Source organism: Bacillus pumilus, assembly GCF_024498355.1.
GTDB classification, from domain to species: domain Bacteria; phylum Bacillota; class Bacilli; order Bacillales; family Bacillaceae; genus Bacillus; species Bacillus pumilus_P.
The window spans coordinates 105,001-129,169 of sequence record NZ_CP101833.1; the positions used below are offsets into that span (position 1 = coordinate 105,001).

The following is a 24,169-nucleotide window of genomic DNA, read 5'->3' on the forward strand; positions in this document are numbered from 1 at the left end:
GTAAGATTAAAGTCAAATATAGTCAAAGTCAATGGAGGAGGAGGCGGAGTGGCACAAAATATTTCTGATATCATCGAGCAGTATTTGAAGGAAGTCTTGGATCAGAATGGTCGAGAAATATTAGAAATTAAGCGCAATGAGATTGCAGATAAGTTTCAATGCGTACCTTCACAAATTAATTATGTTATCAATACACGCTTTACGAGCGAAAGAGGCTATATCGTTGAAAGTAAGCGTGGTGGCGGTGGCTATATCCGCATCATTAAAGTCAAAATGAATGATGAAGTCGACTTATTGAACCACATTATTTCCCAAATCTATCATCGTTTATCACAGGCTGCATCTGATCATATCATCATGCGTCTTGTAGAAAACAACATTCTATCCGAAAGAGAAGCTAAGATGATGATCAGTGTCATGGACCGTTCTGTTTTGCACATTGATTTACCTGAACGAGATGAACTGCGGGCTCGGATGATGAAAGCGATGTTAAATGCTTTGAAATTAAAGTAAAGCGGGTGAAAAGATTGATTTGTCAAGAATGCAATGAGAGACCAGCCACTTTTCACTTTACAAAAGTTATAAATGGAGAAAAACAAGAAATGCACATATGTGAACAATGTGCAAAAGAAAACAGTGATTCATATGCTATGAGTGGAAACCAAGGTTTCTCGATTCATAACTTATTATCAGGCTTACTGAATATTGATCCTAGCTTTACCACAAGTGCTAACAAAGGGTCATCTATTTTTCAAGAAGCGAGAGAAGTGGATCAATGTCCTAAATGTGGCTTAACCTTTCAGCAGTTCAGAAAAACAGGCCGTTTTGGCTGTGCAGAATGTTACCGTACATTTGATCAGTACCTGAATCCTGTTTTGCGGAAAGTCCATAGTGGAAATACAGCCCATTATGGAAAAGTTCCTAAACGGATTGCCGGCAGTCTGCATGTACGCCGGAAACTTGAGTTGATGCAGCAGGAACTGAAGCAGTTGATTGAACAGGAAGAGTTCGAAAAAGCAGCGGAAGTTCGAGATCAAATTCGTGCATTAGAGCATGAGCAATCTCAGCAGAGGGAGGGAGATTAACGACATGTCGCTCCAGCATTTTATTCAAGACGCTTTAAGTCAATGGATGAAACAAAAAGGACCAGAAAGTGACATTGTTCTAAGCAGTCGTATTCGGCTAGCACGCAATCTAGAGCATGTTCGTTTCCCAACTCAGTTTTCTGAAGAGGAGGCTGAAGCTGTTCTCCAGCAATTCGAGCAGAAGTTTGCAAGCCAGGAAGCGAAGAACGTTGGAAACTTTGTTCTGATTCGAATGAATGAAACACAGCCTTTAGCAAAGAGAGTACTTGTTGAAAAGCATTTGATTAGCCCCAACTTGGCAGAATCAAGATTTGGCGGCTGCTTGCTTTCTGAAAACGAGGAAATCAGTGTCATGCTAAATGAAGAAGACCATATTCGTATCCAATGCCTGTTCCCAGGTTTTCAGCTGGCCAATGCACTTAAAGTGGCTAATCAGGTAGACGACTGGATTGAAGAGCAAGTAGATTATGCGTTTTCTGAAAAGCGAGGATACTTAACAAGCTGTCCGACCAATGTAGGTACAGGTATAAGGGCTTCGGTCATGATGCACTTACCAGCATTAGCTCTCACAAGACAAATGAATCGGATTATTCCTGCAATTAATCAATTAGGTCTTGTCGTCAGAGGAATTTATGGTGAGGGTAGCGAAGCAATAGGAAACATCTTTCAAATCTCAAATCAAATGACACTTGGTCAATCAGAAGAAGATATTGTGGATGATTTGAATAGTGTGACCGCTCAGCTTATTGAACAAGAGCGATCTGCACGAAAAGCCTTATATCAAACATCTAAAATTGAACTTGAGGACAGAGTCTACCGCTCCTTAGGGATATTGGCCAATTGTCGTATGATTGAATCAAAAGAAACGGCAAAGTGTCTGTCTGATGTGCGGCTTGGAATTGATTTAGGTATCATTAAGGGGCTTTCAAGTAATATACTGAATGAACTCATGATTTTGACACAGCCTGGCTTCCTTCAACAATATTCAGGAGGAGCCTTGGAGCCAAATGAACGAGATATAAAACGAGCAGCGATTATTAGAGAAAGGCTGCGCTTAGAAATGCATAGGAATGGACAGGAGGATGAAACGATATGATGTTTGGAAGATTCACTGAAAGAGCTCAAAAGGTATTAGCACTTGCACAAGAAGAAGCCATTCGCCTAGGCCATAAGAACATTGGAACAGAACACATTTTACTTGGTCTTGTACGTGAAGGTGAGGGCATCGCCGCAAAAGCGTTAGAAGCACTGGGCCTTGTTTCAGATAAAATCCAAAAAGAAGTCGAAAGCTTGATTGGAAGAGGGCAAGAGGTGTCTCAAGCTATTCCTCATTATACGCCTAGAGCGAAGAAGGTCACGGAGCTTTCTATGGATGAAGCAAGAAAGCTAGGTCATTCCTATGTAGGGACAGAACATATTCTTTTAGGTCTTATTCGTGAGGGAGAGGGTGTAGCTGCCCGTGTCTTAAATAACCTCGGAGTGAGCTTAAATAAAGCACGTCAGCAAGTGTTGCAGCTGCTTGGGAGCAATGAAACTGGTGCATCAGCGGCAGGATCGAATAGCAATGCAAATACACCAACATTAGATAGCTTGGCAAGAGACTTAACGGCTATTGCGAAAGAGGACAGCTTGGACCCTGTCATTGGCCGAAGTAAAGAAATTCAGCGTGTCATTGAGGTACTAAGCAGAAGAACAAAGAATAACCCTGTTCTGATTGGTGAGCCTGGTGTTGGTAAAACCGCGATCGCAGAAGGTCTTGCACAGCAAATTATTCATAACGAAGTGCCTGAAATCCTGCGTGATAAACGAGTGATGACACTTGATATGGGAACCGTTGTAGCGGGAACGAAATATCGTGGTGAATTCGAGGATCGTTTGAAAAAAGTCATGGACGAAATTCGTCAGGCTGGAAATATCATTCTCTTCATTGATGAGCTTCATACACTGATTGGTGCAGGTGGAGCAGAGGGTGCGATTGATGCGTCTAATATTCTGAAACCATCCCTGGCACGTGGTGAGCTTCAATGTATCGGGGCTACAACGTTAGATGAGTACCGTAAATATATCGAGAAGGATGCAGCACTTGAACGTCGTTTCCAACCAATTCAAGTGGATCAGCCGTCCGTTGATGAAAGTATTCAAATCTTGAGAGGTCTTAGAGATCGTTATGAAGCACATCACCGTGTGTCCATTACAGATGAAGCGATTGAGGCGGCAGTGAAGCTGTCTGACCGTTATATCTCTGATCGTTTCCTTCCAGATAAGGCGATTGATCTAATTGATGAGGCAGGTTCGAAGGTACGCTTACGTTCATTCACGACACCGCCTAACCTAAAGGAACTAGAGCAAAAGCTGGATGAAGTACGTAAGGAAAAGGATGCGGCTGTTCAAAGTCAAGAATTTGAAAAAGCAGCTTCCCTTCGTGACACAGAGCAGCGCTTGCGTGAAAAAGTAGAAGTCACAAAGAAATCGTGGAAAGAAAAGCAGGGACAAGAGAATTCTGAGGTATCTGTAGATGATATCGCAATGGTTGTCTCTAGCTGGACGGGAGTGCCTGTTTCGAAAATTGCTCAAACCGAAACAGATAAGCTTCTGAATATGGAACAATTGCTCCATTCTCGCGTGATTGGTCAGGATGAAGCGGTTGTCGCTGTAGCGAAAGCCGTGAGACGTGCGCGCGCTGGTCTAAAAGACCCGAAACGTCCAATTGGCTCCTTTATCTTCTTAGGTCCAACAGGGGTGGGTAAGACTGAGCTTGCGAGAGCACTGGCCGAGTCTATTTTCGGTGATGAAGAAGCGATGATCCGTATTGATATGTCTGAATACATGGAGAAACATTCTACATCAAGACTTGTGGGATCACCTCCAGGCTATGTGGGCTATGATGAAGGTGGCCAGCTGACGGAAAAAGTGAGAAGAAAACCTTATTCTGTTGTGCTTTTAGATGAGATTGAAAAGGCGCATCCTGATGTGTTTAATATCTTACTGCAAGTGTTAGAAGATGGCCGTCTTACTGATTCTAAAGGACGTACAGTTGACTTTAGAAATACTATTTTGATTATGACTTCAAACGTTGGAGCTAGTGAACTGAAGCGCAATAAATATGTTGGCTTTAACGTGCAGGATGAAGGTCAAAATTACAAAGATATGAAAGGCAAAGTAATGGGTGAGTTGAAACGTGCGTTTAGACCGGAATTCATCAACCGTATTGATGAAATCATTGTCTTCCACTCGCTTGAAAAGAAACATCTAAAAGAGATTGTGTCTCTCATGTCTGATCAATTAACAAAGCGGTTAAAAGAGCAAGACCTGTCAATTGAACTGACAGAAGCAGCAAAAGCGAAGATTGCCGACGAAGGTGTAGACCTTGAGTATGGTGCTCGTCCGTTAAGAAGAGCGATTCAAAAGCACGTTGAGGATCGACTTTCTGAGGAATTGCTGAGAGGTAATATTGAAAAGGGTCAACATATCGTATTAGATGTGGAAGATGGAGAAATTGTCGTAAAAGCAACGGCTGCTACGAACTAATATAGTAAGAAAAAAGTGTGAGGCATACCAGTCAGATGTATGCCTCCCTTTACTTATTTTCTGATCAGTATAAGGAGTTGTATTCTTCAATCTATGGCTAAGACAAAATCAAAATTTATATGCCAATCGTGCGGTTATGAGTCAGCCAAATGGATGGGGAAATGTCCTGGCTGCGGCACGTGGAACAGTATGACAGAAGAGGTCGTTCGCAAAGAGCCGGCAAACCGTCGAAGTGCTTTTAATCATTCTGTTCAAACCATTCAAAAACCTTCACCTATTTCTGCAATTGAAACATCCGAAGAACCCCGAATTAAAACGAATTTAGAAGAATTTAACCGAGTATTAGGAAGTGGAATTGTCAAAGGCTCTCTCGTTCTCATTGGCGGAGACCCTGGGATTGGGAAGTCCACATTATTACTACAAGTATCAGCACAGCTCTCAGACCAAAATCAGAATGTGTTATACATATCTGGTGAGGAGTCCATTAAACAAACGAAGCTAAGAGCGGATCGCCTCGGCATTGATAGCACCTCTTTACATGTTTTGGCTGAAACCGATATGGAGTATATAACGTCTTCTATACAAGAGATGAAACCCGCTTTTGTTGTGGTGGATTCGATTCAAACCGTTTATCAAAGCGATATAACGTCAGCTCCTGGATCTGTTTCTCAGGTAAGAGAATGCACAGCGCAGCTGATGAAGATTGCCAAGACGAATGGTATTCCGATTTTTATCGTTGGTCACGTGACCAAAGAAGGCTCGATCGCAGGTCCACGTCTTTTAGAGCATATGGTGGACACGGTTCTTTATTTTGAAGGGGAGCGGCATCATACGTTTCGTATCTTACGAGCAGTGAAAAACCGATTTGGTTCAACGAATGAATTAGGGATTTTTGAAATGAGAGAAGAAGGACTCACGGAAGTATTAAACCCATCAGAAATTTTTTTAGAAGAGCGGTCAGCAGGTGTATCTGGTTCGTGTGTTGTTGCCTCAATGGAAGGAACAAGACCCGTTCTTGTGGAGATACAAGCATTAATTTCGCCGACAAGCTTTGGGAATCCACGGAGAATGGCTACAGGTCTTGATCATAATCGTGTGTCATTGCTAATGGCCGTTTTAGAAAAACGTGTAGGGCTGCTGCTGCAAAACCAAGATGCGTATTTAAAGGTCGCAGGCGGTGTGAAGCTTGACGAACCAGCGATTGACTTGGCCATTGCCGTCAGTATTGCATCAAGCTTTAAAGACGCAGCGCCGCAACCAGCGGATTGCTTTATAGGAGAAGTTGGTCTGACGGGAGAAGTCAGAAGAGTATCAAGAATTGAACAGCGTGTGCAGGAAGCTGCTAAACTAGGATTTAAGCGAATGTTTATTCCTCAGGCGAATATAGATGGATGGAAAAAGCCGAGAGGGATTGAGCTAGTCGGTGTAGAAAATGTAGCGGAGGCACTTCGTATTTCACTAGGGGGATCATAGAAATGGAAAAAGAGAAAAAAGGAGCGAGAGAAGTTGATCTCTTAGATATCGTACAGTTTGTGGCACCAGGGACACCTTTGCGGGTAGGGATTGAAAATGTCCTGAGAGCCAATACTGGCGGGCTCATTGTTGTTGGTTATAACGACAAAGTAAAAAGTGTGGTGGATGGAGGATTTCACATTAATTCTGCCTTCTCCCCAGCACACTTATATGAATTGGCTAAGATGGATGGGGCCATTATTTTAAGCGATTCTGGTCAAAAAATCTTGTATGCGAATACACAGCTGATGCCAGATGCAACGATTCATTCATCAGAAACAGGCATGAGACACCGAACGGCTGAACGTGTAGCCAAGCAGACAGGCTGCTTAATCATTGCTATTTCTGAACGGAGAAACGTCATTACTTTATACCAAGGAAATCGTCGTTACACGTTGAAAGATATCGGCTTTATTTTAACAAAGGCCAATCAAGCCATTCAAACACTAGAGAAATATAAAACCATTTTAGATCACGCCATTTCAGCGTTAAGCGCCCTAGAATTTGAAGAGCTTGTCACCTTTGGTGATGTACTATCCGTGCTGCATCGCTACGAAATGGTGCTCAGAATCAAAAATGAAATTAATATGTATATCAAAGAGCTCGGAACAGAAGGACACTTGATCCGTCTTCAAGTCAATGAACTGATTACAGATATGGAGCAGGAAGCGGCTTTATTTATTAAAGATTACGTGAAAGAAAAGATTAAAGATCCATATACTTTGCTTAAACAACTCCAAGATATGTCTAGCTTTGAGCTTTTAGATGATTCCATTCTGTACAAGTTACTTGGATATCCAGCTTCTACAAATGTTGACGATTATGTGTACACAAGAGGGTTCAGATTACTTCACAAAATCCCTAGACTGCCAATGCCTATTGTCGAAAATGTGGTCGAAGCGTTTGGTGTGTTAGATCGAATTATGGAAGCGGATGTACAAGAATTGGATGAAGTAGAAGGAATTGGAGAAGTAAGGGCGAAAAAGATAAAAAAAGGATTAAAAAGGTTACAAGAAAAACATTATATTGACCGTCAGCTGTAGTAGAGAAATTTTCCTCAATTACGGTTAAAAATGGATGAATATGGGTATATTAATGATGCTTTTTGTTTTCTATTGATCATGATAGAAAACTTAAACATATATCAATGTTAGATGAAGGTGGATTGACAGATGAAAAATAAAGGAGGTGAAGGTATGTTAAAAAGAATCGTTCAGGCGTTTTTTATCATTTTTGGTGCAGTTGTGGGGATTTTTATCATTCCAGAGTTATTTCTGCTGTTAAATGTAAAGAACATACCTCTCATAACAAATGCTTACTCTTCAGCACTAATAGGAGCCGCTGTGTTCTTTATCATCGGCCAATGGTGCACAGGCTATGTTGTTAATTGGGTGAAATGGATCGAGGATTCTCTATTAAAGGCGCCTCTTCCTGATCTTATATCTGGAAGTTTCGGTTTAGTATTTGGACTTATTCTAGCATATCTTATTGTAAACGTGATCCCGCTAAACAATATCCCATATCATATTTTTGGTACCATTATTCCGATTTTTCTGGCTTTCTTTTTAGGATACCTTGGATTTCAGGTAGGGTTTAAGAAGAAGGATGAAATGATGGGGCTGTTCTCTCGATCTGCAAAGGTCAGCAAGAAAAAAGGTGCAGCTGATGATGAACCTGAAATAGAAGATAAAAAGCTGAAAATTTTAGACACAAGTGTTATCATTGATGGAAGAATCGCAGATATTTGTCAAACTGGATTTTTAGAAGGAATTATGGTCATTCCTCAATTTGTTCTGGAGGAATTACAGCATATTGCAGACTCTTCTGATGTATTAAAGAGAAATAGAGGCCGAAGAGGTCTTGATATTTTAAATCGTATCCAAAGAGAATTGGACATCAAAGTTGAAATTTACGAAGGTGACTTCGAAGACATTCAAGAGGTTGATAGCAAGCTTGTGAAGCTCGCTAAATTAACTTCAGGTGTTGTTGTGACAAATGATTTTAATTTAAATAAAGTATGCGAACTTCAAAAAGTAGCAGTGTTAAACATCAATGATCTAGCCAATGCGGTCAAACCTGTTGTACTGCCTGGGGAAGAAATGAAGGTACAGGTCATTAAAGATGGGAAAGAGCATAACCAAGGTGTTGCCTACTTAGATGACGGTACGATGATAGTGGTCGAAGAAGGACGCAACTACATTGGAAAAGACATTGATGTGCTTGTCACAAGTGTGCTGCAGACTGCTGCCGGAAGAATGATTTTTGCAAAGCCAAAACTTCTGGAGAAGGCGCTCTAAAGGGAGAACGAACATGTATTATGAAGTAGTTATTCCGGCTGCGGGGCAGGGGAAACGAATGAAGGCCGGCCGCAATAAGCTTTTTATTGAATTGAAAAGAATGCCGGTTATCATTCACACACTAAAGGTGTTTGACGCCCATTCACAATGCAAACGCATGATCTTAGCGATCAATGAAGAGGAGCGTCGTGACTTTGAAAGGCTACTAAAGGTACACGCTTTTCAAACGCCTGTTTCACTTGTTACTGGCGGTGAAGAACGTCAGCAAAGTGTATATGAAGGATTGAAGGCTGTAAAAGATGCGGACATCGTGCTTGTTCATGATGGAGCAAGGCCTTTTATTAAGCATACACAGATTGACTTGCTCGTTAAAGCGGCGATTGAAAAAGGCTCCGCAGTCGTAGCGGTACCAGTGAAAGACACAATCAAACGCGTTCAAGCAGGCAAAGTGGAGCAAACCATTGAACGTCAGAGCTTGTGGGCAGTCCAGACCCCACAAGCTTTTCGTCATTCTATTTTAAAAGAGGCGCATGAATATGCGGAGCGGACAGGCTTCCTTGGAACAGACGACGCCAGCCTTGTGGAACAATTACATGGTGAGAGTGTGTATATTGTCCAGGGAGACTATACCAATATTAAACTGACAACACCAGATGATTTACTGGTTGCCAAGGCAATTATGGATGCGGAAAGAGGGTACTAGATCATGTTGAGAATAGGACAAGGCTTTGATGTACATCAATTAACAGAGGGAAGACCTCTTATTATCGGCGGGGTTACCATTCCCTATGAAAAGGGCCTGCTTGGGCATTCAGATGCTGACGTACTGCTTCACACGGTGGCAGATGCCTGTCTAGGTGCGATTGGTGAAGGAGATATCGGCAGACATTTCCCAGACACTGATCCCGAATTTAAGGATGCAGATTCTTTTCAATTACTTCAGCATGTGTGGGCACTTGTGAAAGAAAAAGGCTATAAACTGGTGAATATTGACTGCACCATCATGGCGCAAAAGCCAAAAATGGCACCTTACATTCAACCGATGTGCGAGAAAATCGCAGAAGCGCTTGAGGCAGATGTCACACAGGTAAATGTCAAAGCAACAACGACAGAGAAACTCGGATTTACAGGTAGAGGCGAAGGAATTGCTTCTCAGGCGACTGTGCTTCTTCAGAAAAAGTAAAATCCATTTTGATGAGAATGGTATTTGATGATAAAATACGTTTATAAAAAAATGGTGTCAGACAACATGATGCAGATGAAAGGAAGTTAAACTCATGGGAAATGAAGTGCGTGTTCGTTATGCACCGAGTCCAACTGGTCATTTACATATTGGGAATGCTAGAACGGCTCTTTTCAACTATTTGTTCGCACGCAGCCAAGGCGGCAAATTTATTATTCGAATCGAAGATACGGATCAAAAGCGTAATGTAGAAGGCGGAGAAGAAAGCCAGCTTCGTCATTTGCAGTGGCTCGGCATTGATTGGGACGAGAGTATTGATAAAGATGGCGGCTACGGTCCTTACAGACAATCAGAGCGTAATGATATTTACAAAAAATATTATGACGAGCTGCTAGAAAAGGACTTGGCTTATAAGTGCTATTGTACGGCTGAAGAATTAGAAGAAGAACGAGAAGCACAAATCGCCCGCAGTGAAATGCCTCGATATTCTGGTAAATGCAGTCATTTATCAAAAGAAGAAGAGGACAAGCTCATTGCTGAAGGAAGAGAGCCAAGTATTCGCTTCCGTGTACCAAAGGGAGAAATCATCAAATTTGACGACATGGTCAAAGGTGATATTTCGTTTGAAACAGACGGCATCGGTGACTTTGTCATTGTGAAGAAAGATGGTACACCAACTTATAACTTCGCTGTAGCAGTGGATGATCATTTGATGAAAATGACTCACATTCTTCGCGGAGAGGACCACATTTCGAATACACCTAAACAAATCATGGTCTTCAATGCATTTGGCTGGGATGTTCCGCTGTTCGGACATATGACGTTGATTGTGAACGAGAACCGTAAGAAATTAAGTAAGCGAGATGAATCGATTATTCAATTCATTGAGCAATATAAGAACCTGGGCTATTTACCAGAAGCCCTGTTTAACTTCATTGCATTACTTGGATGGTCTCCAGTTGGCGAAGAAGAACTATTTACAAAAGAACAATTCATCGATATTTTCGATGTAAACCGACTTTCTAAGTCACCAGCTCTATTCGATATGCATAAACTAAAATGGGTGAATAACCAATACGTGAAAGCCCTTGATCTTGATCAAGTCGTTGCATTAACACTTCCACATCTTCAAAAGGCTGGCAAGGTAAGCGAACAACTGACGGAAGAAGAAAACACGTGGGTACGCAAACTCATTTCTCTATATCACGAACAATTGAGCTACGGAGCAGAAATTGTTGAGTTAACAGAGTTGTTCTTTAAGGAGCAAATTGAGTATAATCAAGAGGCGAGAGAAGTTCTAGCAGAAGAGCAAGTACCAGAAGTCATGGCCTCTTTTGCAGGTCAGCTAGAACGTCTTGAGTCTTTCACACCTGATGAAATCAAGGCTGCCATTAAAGCGGTACAAAAAGAAACAGGGCATAAAGGCAAGAAACTATTCATGCCAATTCGTGTGGCTGTCACAGGACAAACTCATGGCCCAGAACTTCCGCAAAGTATTGAGCTACTAGGTAAAGAAACGGTATTAAACCGCATTAAACAAATATAAGGAAAATCGTTGCGAGGGAGAAGTACAATGTTTTCGTCCATCACAGAAAGAGTCTTCACCGGCTGAAAGAGACTTATGGGCAGACGTTGGAAATGCACCCTCAAGACCCTTGAGGAACACGTACGTTAGTATGCAAGGGCGGTACCCTCCGTTACGGGATTAAGTTGAGAAAGCTTGCAAGATAAGGAGCTTTCTAAACAGAGTGGAACCGCGTTTTCAAAACGTCTCTGTCGTTTGGCAGAGGCGTTTTTTATTTGTCCAAAAAAAGAGAGCAAGTCCTAAGAGAGATTGATGGGGAAGAACGGGGGGAGCATGTGTTTTTCAAAATGCTGAAAGAAGATATTGATACTGTGTTTGATCAAGATCCTGCTGCTAGAAGCTATATTGAAGTAGTGCTAACCTATTCAGGGCTTCATGCGATTTGGGCTCATCGTATCGCGCACGCATTTTATAAACGTAAGCTGTATTTTCTTGCGCGGATCATTTCTCAGGTCAGCCGGTTTTTCACAGGGGTTGAAATTCACCCAGCGGCAACCATTGGCAGACGTTTCTTCATTGATCACGGCATGGGTGTCGTGATTGGGGAAACATGTGAAATTGGAGACAACGTCACTGTTTTCCAAGGCGTGACATTAGGGGGAACCGGGAAAGAAAAGGGAAAGCGGCATCCGACCATTTTAGACGATGCCCTCATTGCGACGGGTGCAAAGGTGCTCGGTTCCATTACAGTTGGAAAAGGATCCAAGATTGGTGCAGGGTCTGTTGTGTTAAAGGACGTCCCAGACCATTCCACTGTTGTAGGTATACCTGGGCGCGTGGTCGTTCAAAATGGAAAGAAAATCAATCGTGATCTCAACCATCAAGATTTGCCAGATCCAGTTTCCGATCGTTTTAAAGAATTGGAACGAGAAATGGAAAAGCTAAAACGTGAGCTGGCTTCATTGAGCAGAAAGGAAGAACAATCATGACAATCAATATTTTTAATACATTGACACGTAAGAAGGAAGAATTTGTCCCGCTTGAACCAGGAAAGGTCAAGATGTATGTGTGCGGACCAACCGTTTATAACTACATTCATATCGGTAATGCACGACCGGCGATTGTATACGACACTGTACGTAAGTATTTAGAATACAGCGGCTATGATGTGAACTTTGTCTCAAACTTTACAGATGTGGATGATAAACTCATCAAAGCAGCCAATGAGCTCGGGGAAGATGTCCCGACCATTGCTGATCGGTTTATCCAAGCCTACTTCGAAGACGTCAGTGCACTAGGCTGCAAAAAAGCAGACCTTCACCCGCGAGTAACAGAAAATATGGATGACATCATTGCGTTTATCGCCACATTGATTGAAAAAGGCTACGCCTATGAAGCGGATGGCGACGTGTATTACAGCACGCGTTCATTTGAAGGCTACGGAAAGCTTTCTCATCAATCGATTGATGAACTGAAGACAGGTGCTCGTATTCGAGTAGGTGAAAAGAAAAGAGATGCACTGGACTTTGCTTTATGGAAGGCTGCAAAGGATCAGGAAATTTCATGGGATAGCCCGTGGGGCGAAGGACGCCCAGGCTGGCACATCGAATGCTCGGCCATGGTCAAAAAATATTTAGGTGATACGATCGACATTCATGCTGGCGGACAGGATTTAACGTTCCCTCACCATGAGAATGAGATCGCCCAATCTGAGGCTTTGACGGGGAAACCTTTTGCGAAGTATTGGATGCATAACGGGTATATTAATATTGAGAATGAAAAAATGTCAAAATCACTTGGCAACTTTGTGCTGGTGCATGACATTATTAAAGAACAAGATCCAGATGTACTTCGATTCTTTATGTTATCTGTTCATTACCGTCACCCTATTAATTACTCAATTGATTTATTGGACAGTACAAAGAGTGCTTTTAACAGACTCAAAACATCGTATGCCAATTTACATCATCGCCTTGAGAGCAGCACCAATATAACAGACAATAATACCGAATGGCTGGCGAAGATTGAAGAGCAGCGCGCGACATTTATTTCTGAAATGAATGATGACTTCAATACTGCGAATGCCATCTCTGTCTTATTTGAACTAGCGAAGCAGGCGAATTACTATATGGAGAATGATCATACTTCAGAGGAAGTGATCAATGCATTTATCGGCTTGTTCCAAGAAATCACATCTGTTCTTGGCTTCTCATTAGAAGAAAAGCACACGCTTGACGAAGAAGTAGAAGCGTTAATTGAGAAACGAAATGAAGCTAGAAGAAATCGTGACTTCGCCCTGTCTGATCAAATTCGTGATCAGTTAAAGAGCATGAATATTGTATTGGAGGACACTCCTCAAGGTACTCGCTGGAAAAGAGGAGAATAGGCATGTTGAATTTTGAAAAGCTGAAAGACGGTAAACAGTTGAACGGACTTGCGCTTGCTTATATGGGTGATGCCATTTTTGAAGTATATGTGAGGCATCACCTCCTCCAAACGGGGGCGACAAAACCAAATGAGCTGCATAAACGAGCAAGCAAGATTGTTTCAGCTAAATCTCAGGCCGCTATTTTATTTACGCTTCAGCAGCAAGGCTTTTTCACTGAGGCGGAAGAAGCGGTGCTGAAAAGAGGAAGAAATGCAAAATCTGGCACAGTGCCTAAAAACACAGACGTTCAAACGTATCGTTATAGTACGGCGCTTGAAGCGCTCATGGGTTATTTATTTATTGAACAGCAGGACGAACGCTTAGAAGAGCTGATTAGTCAGGCGATTGAAATCGGAACGTCAGGGAGGAAGACAAATGAGTCAGCAACATGATTATGTGATTGGGAAAAATGCAGTGATTGAGACACTGAAGTCAGATAGAGAGTTATACAAGCTCTGGATGGCAGAAAACACTGTAAAAGGACAAGCCCAGCAGGTCATTGAACTCGCTAAAAAGCAAAATATCACCATTCAGTATGTTCCGAGGAAAAAGCTTGATCAAATGGTATCAGGTCAGCACCAGGGAATCGTTGCACAAGTAGCGGCATATGAATATGCGGAATTGGACGATCTGTATCAAATCGCTGAAAAACGGAATGAACAGCCATTTTTCCTTATTTTAGATGAAATCGAAGATCCTCATAATTTAGGGTCCATTATGCGTACGGCAGATGCTGTAGGTGCACATGGAATCGTCATTCCGAAAAGGCGAGCAGTCGGTTTGACAACAACCGTTGCCAAGGCATCCACTGGGGCAATCGAGCATATTCCTGTCGCGAAAGTGACCAACCTTTCAAGAGCTCTTGATGAGATGAAAGAAAGAGGAATTTGGGTCGCAGGAACAGATGCGTCTGCTAAGCAGGATTACAGACAATTTGATGGAACAATGCCTCTAGCTCTTGTGATCGGCAGTGAAGGAAAAGGAATCGGTCGATTGATCAAGGAAAAATGTGATTTCCTGATTAAACTGCCAATGGCCGGGAAGGTCACTTCATTAAATGCATCAGTTGCCGCTAGTCTATTGATGTATGAAGTGTATCGAAAACGTTATCCGTTAGGAGAATAGAGATGGACATCCTCTTAGTCGATGGATACAACATGATAGGTGCATGGCCTCGTTTGCAGCACTTAAAGGAAAACAGCTTTGAAGAAGCCAGAGACGTACTGATTCAAAATTTAGCAGAATATCAAGCATACACAGGGTATCGAGTCATTGTTGTATTCGATGCCCATATGGTCAAAGGAATCGAGAAAAAGCGGACAAACCACCGAGTAGAGGTCATCTTTACAAGAGAGAATGAAACGGCTGATGAGCGGATTGAAAAGCTGGCGCAGGATTTGAATAATATTCGGACGCAAATACATGTGGCGACCTCTGATTTTACGGAACAGTGGGCGATCTTTGGGCAAGGTGCTCTTCGCAAGTCGGCTAGAGAGCTTTTAAGAGAGATTGAAGTGATTGAACGAAAGATTGAAACACGGGTCAAAAAGATTACTTCTAATAAACCAGCATCCAAAATTGAATTGTCAGAAGATGTATTGAAAACGTTTGAAAAATGGCGGCGTGGGAATTTGGAATAGCTTGACGATATTTCAACCATTAATGTATAATATTTCTATCTAGGTGCGGTCGGGGGGATCGAAGTGAATCTAAACAACAGCAAGGGTAAGTCCATCAGAGAGCAATTTTGCCAGTTGGAAGATGAACAAGTCATTGAAAGGGTTCATGTCGGAGATAGTGATGCGCTAGATTATTTAATTACGAAATGCCGCAATTTTGTACGTGCGAAAGCAAGATCTTATTTCTTGATTGGAGCAGATCGAGAGGACATTGTCCAAGAGGGAATGATCGGACTTTATAAGTCTATCCGCGATTTCAGAGAGGACAAGCTTACTTCATTTAAGGCTTTTGCAGAATTATGTATTACCCGCCAAATTATCACCGCAATTAAAACAGCTACTCGCCAAAAACATATCCCGTTAAATTCCTATGTATCATTAGACAAGCCGATATACGATGAAGAATCGGACAGAACATTGTTGGATGTCATTTCCGGTGCTAAAGCGCTTAACCCAGAAGATCTAATCATTAGCAAAGAAGAATTTGATGATATTGAAATGAAAATGGGTGAACTATTAAGCGAGCTGGAAAGAAAGGTACTTGTGCTTTATCTTGATGGCAGATCCTATCAGGAGATTTCTGAAGATTTAAACCGTCATGTGAAATCAATTGATAACGCACTCCAAAGAGTAAAGAGAAAATTAGAGAAATATTTAGAGCTGCGCGAGATCAGTCTCTAGTCAAACCTATATTGACAGCTTTTTCGACACTGTGATAAGGTACTAAGGAAATGATGTCGAGAAAATAGGTGTAAATATGAGGAAAAAAATCACTCTAGCCTGTAAAGACTGCGGAAGCCGCAATTATACGACAATGAAAAGTGTTGCTTCAGCAGCTGAAAGATTAGAAGTTAAGAAATATTGCAAGAATTGTAATTCACATAAAACACATTTAGAAACGAAGTAAGATTTGCGTTCTTTAATCTGTGGAGGTCTTTTACATGCGTATTATCAGTTTCTTAAAAAGTGTCGGAAAAGAAATGAAAAAGGTCAGCTGGCCAAAGAAAAACGAAATGGTCCGCTACACAATCACTGTTATTTTAACAGTCGTCTTCTTTGCAATCTTTTTCTCTTTTCTTGATATAGGAATCTCACAATTAATCGAATTAATTCATTAATACTTGAATAATGGTCTGCTGAACGTGCTATAATAGATCATAATATGACTTGCCAAAAAACCCGTTTTACGGGTTTTTTCAATTGCTTGAAAATATTTACCGGTACTCGATATTCGTCAAATAGACATTATGAAATGTGGGGAGGGAAGGACTGAATAGTCCTGATCTAAAATGGAAAAGAATTGGTATGTTGTGCATACGTACTCTGGTTATGAAAACAAAGTAAAAGCGAACTTGGAAAAGCGTGTTGAATCAATGGGCATGCAGGATAAAATCTTCCGTGTAGTCGTACCAGAGGAAGAAGAAACTGATTTTAAAAACGGTAAGAAAAAAGTGGTCAAAAAGAAAGTATTCCCTGGCTATGTACTAGTGGAAATCGTCATGACTGACGATTCTTGGTATGTTGTTCGTAATACACCGGGTGTGACAGGATTCGTTGGATCAGCTGGGTCAGGCTCAAAGCCGACAGCGCTATTACCAGGCGAAGCTGAAACCATTCTGAAGAGAATGGGTCTTGAAGAGCGCAAAACAGAAATCGACTTTGAGCTGAAAGAAACAGTCAAGGTCATCGATGGACCATTTGCTAACTTCACAGGATCTATCGAAGAGATTGATTACGATAAAAGCAAAGTCAAAGTATTCGTTAATATGTTTGGTAGAGAAACACCTGTTGAACTTGAGTTCACGCAGATCGATAAATTGTAATTCAAAAGAGCTTGAAATGAGTGTATAGAAGTGGTAATATAGCAAAGGTACGTCTTGAGTTCACTCAAGATCGCTAGCTAGTTATTTCGTCATTCATATAAAGAATGAAGTTGTTGAGTGGGAGGGGGATTCCCCTATTACCACATCACGGACTTTAAGGAGGTGTGTCTCGTGGCTAAAAAAGTAGTAAAAGTTGTTAAATTGCAAATTCCTGCTGGAAAAGCTAACCCAGCTCCACCAGTTGGACCTGCACTAGGTCAAGCCGGTGTTAATATCATGGGATTCTGTAAGGAGTTTAATGCTCGTACAGCTGACCAAGCTGGTCTTATCATTCCTGTTGAAATTTCGGTTTTTGAAGACCGTTCATTTACATTTATTACTAAAACTCCACCTGCTGCAGTATTACTTAAAAAAGCAGCTGGTATTGAGTCTGGTTCTGGTGAACCTAACCGTAATAAAGTGGCAACTGTTAAGCGTGATAAAGTACGCGAAATCGCGGAAACAAAAATGCCTGACTTAAACGCTGCCAGCGTTGAATCAGCTATGCGCATGGTTGAAGGTACTGCACGCAGTATGGGTATTGTCATCGAAGATTAATTTTTTGTCTTGTTGGGTTGCGAGTTTGGTTTTGACAAGTTCGCAACCCTTATTCGTGGGAGGTTATTCCGCTAAAACCACATAAGGAGGATTTTTATAATGGCTAAAAAAGGTAAAAAGTATGTAGAAGCTGCGAAGCTAATCGAACGTACTAAAGCGTATGATGTAGCTGAAGCTGTTTCTCTTACAAAAAAAGCAAATACAGCGAAATTTGATGCGACTGTAGAAGTTGCTTTTCGTTTGGGCGTAGACCCTCGTAAAAACGATCAACAAATCCGCGGTGCAGTTGTACTTCCTAACGGAACTGGTAAAACTCAACGCGTTCTTGTGTTCGCTAAAGGCGAAAAAGCAAAAGAAGCAGAAGCTGCTGGAGCAGACTACGTTGGAGATTCTGATTACATCACAAAAATCCAACAAGGTTGGTTCGATTTCGATGTAATCGTTGCGACACCTGACATGATGGGTGAAGTTGGTAAGATCGGTCGTGTACTTGGACCAAAAGGTCTTATGCCAAACCCTAAAACAGGAACTGTTACATTCGAAGTAGAAAAAGCAATCAATGAAATCAAAGCTGGTAAAGTAGAATACCGCGTTGATAAAGCTGGTAACATCCACGCGCCAATCGGAAAGGTTTCTTTCGAGGACGAAAAGCTTGTTGAGAACTTTGCAACAATCTATGACACAATCCTTAAAGCAAAACCTGCAGCGGCTAAAGGTGTATACGTGAAAAACGTTTCTGTTACATCTACTATGGGCCCTGGCGTGAAAGTGGATCCATCTTCTTTCTCTGCAAAATAAATCTTGACTTATCACAATCATTTTGATAATATCAAAATGTTGTAAAATAGAATATGTCCATTTATACCGTAGACAGCAGGGGCCTTATGGCTTAATTAACCCGCCGAGGTGTATATGTCACAGTCTTACGTTAACGTATGCTTGTATATACAGCCTCCATGTCTTAATGGAGGCTTTTTATATGGAGAACCGTTCGTTAGGAACGTGATGGCCTGATCGGTATAAGTGTTACACAAAGAATGTACAGGAGGTGTAACCATGAGCAATGCAATCGATACTAAAAAAGTAGTCGTTGATGAAATTACTTCTAAATTTAAAGACAGTATGTCTACTGTAATTGTAGATTACCGTGGTCTTTCAGTTTCTGAAGTGACTGAACTTCGTAAGCAACTTCGTGATGCTGGCGTAGAATTCAAAGTTTACAAAAACACTTTGACTCGCCGTGCAGTTGAACAAGTTGAACTAACTGGTTTAAACGATTTCTTAACAGGTCCAAACGCTATCGCATTCAGTAACGAAGATGTTATCGCACCTGCGAAAATCATCAACGAATTTGCGAAAAGCCACGAAGCTTTAGAAATCAAAGCTGGTGTCATCGAAGGAAACGTAGCGACTGTAGAAGAAGTGAAGGCTCTTGCGGAACTTCCGTCTCGCGAAGGCTTACTATCTATGTTGCTTAGCGTTCTTCAAGCTCCAGTTCGTAACCTTGCTCTTGCTACTAAAGCAGTTGCAGATCAAAAAGAAGAACAAGGCGCTTAATGCGTACTTTACGTAAAATAACTTTAAATGGAGGAATTACAAATGGCTTTAAATATCGAAGAAATCATTGCTTCAGTTAAAGAAGCAACTGTACTTGAGTTAAACGACTTAGTAAAAGCAATCGAAGAAGAATTTGGCGTAACTGCTGCTGCTCCTGTAGCTGTAGCTGCTGCTGGTGGTGCTGCTGCTGAAGAGAAAACTGATTTTGATCTAGTACTTTCTGGTGCTGGAGACCAAAAAATCAAAGTGATCAAAGTGGTTCGTGAAATTACTGGTCTTGGCTTGAAAGAAGCTAAAGAACTTGTTGACAACACGCCAAAACCACTTAAAGAAGGTATTGCTAAAGAAGAAGCTGAAGAACTTAAAGCTAAGCTTGAAGAAGTTGGCGCTTCTGTAGAAGTTAAGTAATCTTCGCCTAATCTTTTGAGAAAGCTCGCTTTTACTGGCGGGCTTTTTCTTTTCTAATTTCCTGAAACGATTGAACCCAGAGGAGGTCCATTCATCGTGAGTGACCACTATTATACGGAAAAGCCATCAGTGAAAAGCAATAAACAGACATGGGACTTCACCCTGAGAAACCGTACCTTTACTTTTACAAGTGACAGTGGAGTGTTTTCTAAGAAAGAAGTCGACTATGGTTCAAGGCTATTAATTGAAGCTTTTGAAGAACCTGACTTGGATGGCGATGTCTTAGATGTCGGTTGCGGTTATGGACCGATCGGCTTATCGTTAGCAAACGAAATGACGAGACGCACCATTCATATGATTGATGTGAACGAAAGAGCAGTCGAACTTTCAAAGGAAAACGCTAAGCATAATCGCATTGATAATGTCCGCATCTATCAAAGTGATTTGTTCTCGAATGTTCATTCATCAGCTGCTTTTGCCTCTATACTGACCAATCCCCCAATACGGGCAGGGAAGAAAGTTGTACATGCGATCTTTGAAAAAAGTGCTGATCATTTATTGCCAGAAGGTGAGTTGTGGGTGGTTATTCAGAAAAAGCAGGGCGGGCCATCTGCGATTGAAAAATTAGAGCAGCTCTTTGGAGAAGTCGCGGTCGTTATGAAAAAAAAGGGCTACTATATTATCAAAGCTAAAAAAGTTTGACGCAGTTTCCTAGCTGTGTTAACATTATAAAATGCCAATGTGTATATTTTGCTTGATAGGCTTAATAAACAACTATTTTGTATAAATTATGCATACTTGGGAAAACTAATAAAATCGGTATTTGTTTTTGGATGTGGTTTTCTTATTTTAGAAACCCTTTTTTCTTTTGTCTTGTAAAAGTATTTCTTTACTGACATCTGAAAGACAGAAATACTTTTTACACATATAATACGCATGATTTGAGGGGTGAATCAGTTGACAGGTCAACTAGTTCAGTATGGACGACACCGCCAGCGCAGAAGCTACGCACGCATAAGCGAAGTGTTAGAATTACCAAATCTCATTGAAATTCAAACCTCTTCTTATCAGTGGTTTCTTGATGAGGGTCTTAGAGAGATGTTTCAAGATATATCCCCAATTGAGGATTTTACTGGTAACCTTTCTCTTGAATTCATTGATTACAGCCTAGGGGATCCTAAGTATCCTGTAGCAGAATCAAAAGAACGTGATGTAACTTACTCTGCTCCACTAAGAGTAAAAGTTCGTTTAATTAACAAAGAAACTGGAGAAGTAAAAGACCAAGATGTGTTCATGGGTGATTTCCCAATCATGACAGACACAGGTACTTTTATCATTAATGGTGCGGAACGTGTAATCGTTTCTCAATTAGTTCGTTCTCCGAGTGTATATTTCAGTGGTAAAGTAGACAAAAACGGTAAAAAAGGTTTTACTGCGACTGTCATTCCAAACCGTGGCGCATGGTTAGAATACGAAACTGATGCGAAGGATGTAGTCTATGTACGCATCGATCGCACACGTAAGTTGCCGGTTACGGTTCTTTTGCGTGCCCTCGGCTTCAGCTCTGATCAAGAGATTCTTGACCTCATTGGCGAGAATGAATACTTACGCAACACGCTGGAAAAAGACAATACAGAGAATGCGGATAAAGCACTTCTCGAAATCTACGAGCGCCTTCGTCCTGGAGAGCCGCCAACTGTTGAAAATGCGAAAAGCTTGCTAGACTCTCGCTTCTTTGATCCGAAGAGATATGACCTAGCAAATGTTGGACGCTACAAGATTAATAAGAAGCTTCATATTAAAAATAGACTGTTCAATCAAAAATTGGCTGAAACACTAGTTGATCATGAAACAGGTGAAATTCTAGCAGAAAAAGGTCAAATTTTAGACAGAAGAGTTCTTGATAAAGTTCTTCCATACTTAGAAAACGGCATCGGATTTAGAAAACTTTATCCGAACGGTGGCGTAGTAGAAGATGAAGTAGAACTTCAATCTATTAAGATTTATGCACCAACTGATCAAGAAGGCGAGCAAGTGATCAACGTGATTGGTAATGCATACGTAGAGGAAGCTGTGAAAAATATCACTCCTTCTGACATCATTGCATCGATCAGTTATTTCTTCAACCTGCTTCATGGTGTAGGTGACACAGATGATATCGATCACCTTGGTAACCGTCGTCTTCGTTCTGTAGGTGAACTTCTGCAAAACCAATTCCGCATTGGTTTAAGCAGAATGGAGCGTGTTGTTCGTGAAAGAATGTCGATCCAAGACACAAACACGATCACACCTCAGCAGCTGATTAACATTCGTCCTGTGATCGCTTCTATCAAAGAGTTCTTTGGTAGCTCTCAGCTTTCTCAGTTCATGGATCAAACAAACCCACTTGCTGAATTGACGCACAAACGTCGTCTGTCGGCGCTTGGACCGGGTGGTTTGACACGTGAGCGTGCAGGAATGGAAGTTCGTGACGTTCACTACTCTCACTATGGCCGTATGTGTCCGATTGAAACACCAGAGGGTCCAAACATCGGTTTGATCAACTCTCTATCTTCATTTGCAAAAGTGAACCGCTTCGGATTTATCGAAACACCTTACCGCCGGGTTGACCCTGAAACAGGTAAAGTGACACCGAGAATCGATTACTTAACTGCTGATGAAGAGGATAACTACGTTGTAGCACAAGCGAACGCTATATTAGGTGAAGATGGTTCGTTTATCGATGATAATATCATTGCTCGTTTCAGAGGGGAAAACACAGTTGTTCCTCGAAACCGCGTTGACTACATGGACGTTTCGCCAAAGCAGGTTGTTTCTGCGGCGACAGCATGTATCCCATTCTTAGAAAACGATGACTCTAACCGTGCTCTAATGGGAGCGAACATGCAGCGTCAGGCTGTGCCTTTGATGCAGCCGGAATCACCGATTGTTGGTACAGGTATGGAGTATGTATCTGGGAAAGACTCTGGTGCTGCTGTTATCTGCCGCTACCCAGGTGTTGTAGAACGTGTTGAAGCGAAAAATATTTGGGTTCGTCGCTATGAAGACGTTGACGGACAACAAGTCAAAGGGAACCTAGACAAATACAGCTTGCTGAAATTTGTCCGCTCTAACCAAGGGACTTGCTACAACCAGCGTCCAATCGTAAGTGTTGGAGATGAAGTCGTTAAAGGAGAAATCCTTGCAGACGGTCCTTCTATGGAAAAAGGTGAATTGGCTCTAGGACGTAACGTGATGGTCGGCTTTATGACATGGGACGGTTACAACTACGAGGATGCGATCATTATGAGTGAGCGCCTTGTAAAAGATGACGTCTATACTTCTATCCATATTGAAGAATATGAATCAGAAGCTCGTGATACAAAGCTTGGACCAGAAGAAATCACACGTGATATTCCAAACGTTGGGGAAGATGCTTTACGCAACCTTGACGAGCGCGGTATCATCCGTATTGGTGCAGAAGTAAAAGACGGAGACCTTCTAGTAGGGAAAGTAACGCCTAAAGGTGTAACAGAACTGACAGCTGAAGAACGTCTATTACATGCAATCTTCGGTGAAAAGGCTCGTGAAGTTCGTGATACGTCGCTACGTGTTCCACACGGCGGCGGCGGAATTATCCACGATGTAAAAGTCTTCAACCGTGAAGATGGAGATGAATTACCACCAGGTGTGAACCAGTTAGTCCGCGTATACATCGTTCAGAAACGTAAAATTTCTGAGGGTGACAAAATGGCCGGACGACATGGTAACAAAGGGGTTATCTCTAAAATCCTTCCAGAAGAAGATATGCCGTATCTTCCAGATGGAACGCCGATTGATATCATGTTAAACCCACTAGGGGTACCATCTCGTATGAACATCGGTCAGGTGCTCGAGCTTCATATGGGTATGGCTGCACGTTACCTTGGCATCCACATTGCGTCACCAGTATTTGATGGTGCTCGTGAGGAAGATGTTTGGGAAACGCTTGAAGAAGCAGGAATGTCCCGTGATGCAAAAACAGTCCTTTATGATGGTCGAACTGGTGAACCATTCGACAACCGTGTATCTGTCGGAATCATGTATATGATCAAACTGGCTCACATGGTTGACGATAAACTTCACGCTCGTTCAACTGGACCATACTCACTTGTTACGCAGCAGCCACTTGGCGGTAAAGCACAGTTTGGTGGTCAGCGTTTCGGAGAGATGGAAGTATGGGCACTTGAAGCTTACGGTGCAGCATACACACTTCAAGAAATCTTAACGGTTAAATCGGATGACGTTGTGGGTCGTGTGAAAACATACGAAGCCATCGTCAAAGGGGATAACGTACCTGAACCAGGTGTCCCTGAATCATTCAAAGTGTTAATCAAAGAACTTCAAAGTTTAGGTATGGATGTCAAAATCCTATCTGGTGATGAAGAAGAGATAGAAATGAGAGATTTAGAAGACGATGAGGAAACGAAGAAAGCAGATGGATTAGCGTTATCTAATGACGAAGATGCTGCAGACCTCGCACCTGTCGATCTTGAACGTGACGCAGTCACAAAAGAATAGCAGAAACG

The 24,169-nt window shown here is 41.8% G+C and carries 25 protein-coding genes and 2 other annotated features; all 25 genes read left to right on the plus strand.

The annotated features are described in order from the left end of the window. Positions 1–48 precede the first annotated feature (48 nt). The 25 genes from NPA43_RS00570 (at position 49) to rpoB (ending at position 24,161) form a co-directional block, all read left to right on the plus strand. A complete protein-coding gene (locus tag NPA43_RS00570) occupies positions 49–513 on the plus strand; it encodes a CtsR family transcriptional regulator (RefSeq protein ID WP_034323278.1) in 465 nt (154 codons plus the stop codon). Between the two features lie 14 nt (positions 514–527). Further along, a complete protein-coding gene (locus NPA43_RS00575) occupies positions 528–1,085 on the plus strand; it encodes a protein-arginine kinase activator protein McsA (RefSeq protein WP_180275544.1) in 558 nt (185 codons plus the stop codon). A gap of 4 nt (positions 1,086–1,089) precedes the next feature. Then, entirely contained in the window at positions 1,090–2,181 is a 1,092-nt protein-coding gene (locus tag NPA43_RS00580; protein ID WP_099728204.1) for a protein-arginine kinase McsB, read from the plus strand. Then, a complete protein-coding gene (gene clpC, locus NPA43_RS00585; RefSeq protein WP_034323269.1) occupies positions 2,178–4,613 on the plus strand; it encodes an ATP-dependent protease ATP-binding subunit ClpC in 2,436 nt (811 codons plus the stop codon). The genes NPA43_RS00580 and clpC overlap by 4 nt, the downstream gene beginning before the upstream one ends. Positions 4,614–4,706: 93 nt before the next feature. After that, entirely contained in the window at positions 4,707–6,086 is a 1,380-nt protein-coding gene (gene radA / locus NPA43_RS00590) for a DNA repair protein RadA (protein ID WP_105928548.1), read from the plus strand. A gap of 2 nt (positions 6,087–6,088) precedes the next feature. After that, positions 6,089–7,168, plus strand: a complete 1,080-nt coding sequence (gene disA, locus NPA43_RS00595; protein WP_099728202.1) for a DNA integrity scanning diadenylate cyclase DisA — start codon at positions 6,089–6,091, stop codon at positions 7,166–7,168. 153 nt (positions 7,169–7,321) lie between these two features. Continuing rightward, positions 7,322–8,422, plus strand: a complete 1,101-nt coding sequence (locus NPA43_RS00600; protein WP_256499213.1) for a PIN/TRAM domain-containing protein — start codon at positions 7,322–7,324, stop codon at positions 8,420–8,422. A 13-nt stretch (positions 8,423–8,435) separates the two neighbouring features. Continuing rightward, entirely contained in the window at positions 8,436–9,125 is a 690-nt protein-coding gene (ispD, locus tag NPA43_RS00605) for a 2-C-methyl-D-erythritol 4-phosphate cytidylyltransferase (RefSeq protein ID WP_099728201.1), read from the plus strand. A gap of 3 nt (positions 9,126–9,128) precedes the next feature. Next, entirely contained in the window at positions 9,129–9,605 is a 477-nt protein-coding gene (ispF, locus tag NPA43_RS00610) for a 2-C-methyl-D-erythritol 2,4-cyclodiphosphate synthase (protein WP_099728200.1), read from the plus strand. Between the two features lie 94 nt (positions 9,606–9,699). Beyond that, a complete protein-coding gene (gene gltX, locus NPA43_RS00615) occupies positions 9,700–11,151 on the plus strand; it encodes a glutamate--tRNA ligase (protein ID WP_249705076.1) in 1,452 nt (483 codons plus the stop codon). Then, positions 11,152–11,383, plus strand: a binding site (T-box leader). An 82-nt stretch (positions 11,384–11,465) separates the two neighbouring features. After that, positions 11,466–12,119 carry a serine O-acetyltransferase gene (gene cysE, locus NPA43_RS00620; protein ID WP_034323283.1) on the plus strand — a complete coding sequence of 218 codons (654 nt, stop codon included), beginning with the start codon at positions 11,466–11,468 and terminating at the stop codon, positions 12,117–12,119. Next, entirely contained in the window at positions 12,116–13,516 is a 1,401-nt protein-coding gene (gene cysS / locus NPA43_RS00625) for a cysteine--tRNA ligase (RefSeq protein WP_099728198.1), read from the plus strand. Before cysE ends, cysS begins: the two co-directional genes overlap by 4 nt. Before the next feature lie 2 nt (positions 13,517–13,518). Further along, the gene (locus NPA43_RS00630) at positions 13,519–13,950 is read left to right on the plus strand and encodes a Mini-ribonuclease 3 (protein WP_034323254.1); all 432 of its coding nucleotides are present in this window, start codon (positions 13,519–13,521) and stop codon (positions 13,948–13,950) included. Then, positions 13,934–14,683, plus strand: a complete 750-nt coding sequence (gene rlmB / locus NPA43_RS00635; protein ID WP_099728197.1) for a 23S rRNA (guanosine(2251)-2'-O)-methyltransferase RlmB — start codon at positions 13,934–13,936, stop codon at positions 14,681–14,683. The genes NPA43_RS00630 and rlmB overlap by 17 nt, the downstream gene beginning before the upstream one ends. Before the next feature lie 2 nt (positions 14,684–14,685). Beyond that, entirely contained in the window at positions 14,686–15,198 is a 513-nt protein-coding gene (gene rae1, locus NPA43_RS00640) for a ribosome-dependent mRNA decay endonuclease Rae1/YacP (RefSeq protein ID WP_099728196.1), read from the plus strand. Between the two features lie 63 nt (positions 15,199–15,261). Then, complete coding sequence (gene sigH / locus NPA43_RS00645; protein WP_256499214.1) at positions 15,262–15,918, plus strand: RNA polymerase sporulation sigma factor SigH; 657 nt, start codon at positions 15,262–15,264, stop codon at positions 15,916–15,918. Between the two features lie 76 nt (positions 15,919–15,994). Then, complete coding sequence (gene rpmG / locus NPA43_RS00650) at positions 15,995–16,144, plus strand: 50S ribosomal protein L33 (RefSeq protein WP_078061730.1); 150 nt, start codon at positions 15,995–15,997, stop codon at positions 16,142–16,144. 34 nt (positions 16,145–16,178) lie between these two features. Next, positions 16,179–16,355, plus strand: a complete 177-nt coding sequence (secE, locus tag NPA43_RS00655) for a preprotein translocase subunit SecE (RefSeq protein WP_008345422.1) — start codon at positions 16,179–16,181, stop codon at positions 16,353–16,355. 171 nt (positions 16,356–16,526) lie between these two features. Beyond that, positions 16,527–17,060 carry a transcription termination/antitermination protein NusG gene (gene nusG, locus NPA43_RS00660; RefSeq protein WP_034323246.1) on the plus strand — a complete coding sequence of 178 codons (534 nt, stop codon included), beginning with the start codon at positions 16,527–16,529 and terminating at the stop codon, positions 17,058–17,060. A gap of 171 nt (positions 17,061–17,231) precedes the next feature. Further along, positions 17,232–17,657, plus strand: coding sequence for a 50S ribosomal protein L11 (gene rplK / locus NPA43_RS00665; RefSeq protein ID WP_003216956.1), 426 nt, complete (start codon positions 17,232–17,234; stop codon positions 17,655–17,657). 99 nt (positions 17,658–17,756) lie between these two features. After that, the gene (gene rplA / locus NPA43_RS00670; RefSeq protein WP_003217271.1) at positions 17,757–18,455 is read left to right on the plus strand and encodes a 50S ribosomal protein L1; all 699 of its coding nucleotides are present in this window, start codon (positions 17,757–17,759) and stop codon (positions 18,453–18,455) included. Positions 18,456–18,503: 48 nt separating this feature from the next. Further along, positions 18,504–18,644 (plus strand) — a sequence feature (ribosomal protein L10 leader region). Positions 18,645–18,713: 69 nt separating this feature from the next. Next, positions 18,714–19,214, plus strand: a complete 501-nt coding sequence (gene rplJ / locus NPA43_RS00675; protein ID WP_003217048.1) for a 50S ribosomal protein L10 — start codon at positions 18,714–18,716, stop codon at positions 19,212–19,214. Positions 19,215–19,256: 42 nt separating this feature from the next. Further along, positions 19,257–19,622, plus strand: coding sequence for a 50S ribosomal protein L7/L12 (gene rplL, locus NPA43_RS00680; protein ID WP_034323240.1), 366 nt, complete (start codon positions 19,257–19,259; stop codon positions 19,620–19,622). A 96-nt stretch (positions 19,623–19,718) separates the two neighbouring features. Next, positions 19,719–20,324, plus strand: coding sequence for a class I SAM-dependent methyltransferase (locus tag NPA43_RS00685; RefSeq protein WP_099728194.1), 606 nt, complete (start codon positions 19,719–19,721; stop codon positions 20,322–20,324). 255 nt (positions 20,325–20,579) lie between these two features. Then, on the plus strand, positions 20,580–24,161 hold the full coding sequence (rpoB, locus tag NPA43_RS00690; protein WP_256499215.1) for a DNA-directed RNA polymerase subunit beta: 3,582 nt from the start codon (positions 20,580–20,582) through the stop codon (positions 24,159–24,161). Positions 24,162–24,169 lie beyond the last annotated feature (8 nt).

Excerpts from the sequence above, each read along its gene's own strand:
- gltX (WP_249705076.1), top strand. The coding sequence starts at position 9,700 with ATGGGAAATGAAGTGCGTGTTCGTTATGCACCGAGTCCAACTGGTCAT.
- cysS (WP_099728198.1), top strand. The coding sequence starts at position 12,116 with ATGACAATCAATATTTTTAATACATTGACACGTAAGAAGGAAGAATTT.
- NPA43_RS00580 (WP_099728204.1), top strand. The coding sequence starts at position 1,090 with ATGTCGCTCCAGCATTTTATTCAAGACGCTTTAAGTCAATGGATGAAA.
- disA (WP_099728202.1), top strand. The coding sequence starts at position 6,089 with ATGGAAAAAGAGAAAAAAGGAGCGAGAGAAGTTGATCTCTTAGATATC.
- secE (WP_008345422.1), top strand. The coding sequence starts at position 16,179 with ATGCGTATTATCAGTTTCTTAAAAAGTGTCGGAAAAGAAATGAAAAAG.
- rplA (WP_003217271.1), top strand. The coding sequence starts at position 17,757 with ATGGCTAAAAAAGGTAAAAAGTATGTAGAAGCTGCGAAGCTAATCGAA.
- rlmB (WP_099728197.1), top strand. The coding sequence starts at position 13,934 with ATGAGTCAGCAACATGATTATGTGATTGGGAAAAATGCAGTGATTGAG.
- rae1 (WP_099728196.1), top strand. The coding sequence starts at position 14,686 with ATGGACATCCTCTTAGTCGATGGATACAACATGATAGGTGCATGGCCT.
- ispD (WP_099728201.1), top strand. The coding sequence starts at position 8,436 with ATGTATTATGAAGTAGTTATTCCGGCTGCGGGGCAGGGGAAACGAATG.
- clpC (WP_034323269.1), top strand. The coding sequence starts at position 2,178 with ATGATGTTTGGAAGATTCACTGAAAGAGCTCAAAAGGTATTAGCACTT.
- rpmG (WP_078061730.1), top strand. The coding sequence starts at position 15,995 with ATGAGGAAAAAAATCACTCTAGCCTGTAAAGACTGCGGAAGCCGCAAT.
- NPA43_RS00600 (WP_256499213.1), top strand. The coding sequence starts at position 7,322 with ATGTTAAAAAGAATCGTTCAGGCGTTTTTTATCATTTTTGGTGCAGTT.
- ispF (WP_099728200.1), top strand. The coding sequence starts at position 9,129 with ATGTTGAGAATAGGACAAGGCTTTGATGTACATCAATTAACAGAGGGA.
- rplL (WP_034323240.1), top strand. The coding sequence starts at position 19,257 with ATGGCTTTAAATATCGAAGAAATCATTGCTTCAGTTAAAGAAGCAACT.
- NPA43_RS00630 (WP_034323254.1), top strand. The coding sequence starts at position 13,519 with ATGTTGAATTTTGAAAAGCTGAAAGACGGTAAACAGTTGAACGGACTT.
- radA (WP_105928548.1), top strand. The coding sequence starts at position 4,707 with ATGGCTAAGACAAAATCAAAATTTATATGCCAATCGTGCGGTTATGAG.
- nusG (WP_034323246.1), top strand. The coding sequence starts at position 16,527 with ATGGAAAAGAATTGGTATGTTGTGCATACGTACTCTGGTTATGAAAAC.
- rplJ (WP_003217048.1), top strand. The coding sequence starts at position 18,714 with ATGAGCAATGCAATCGATACTAAAAAAGTAGTCGTTGATGAAATTACT.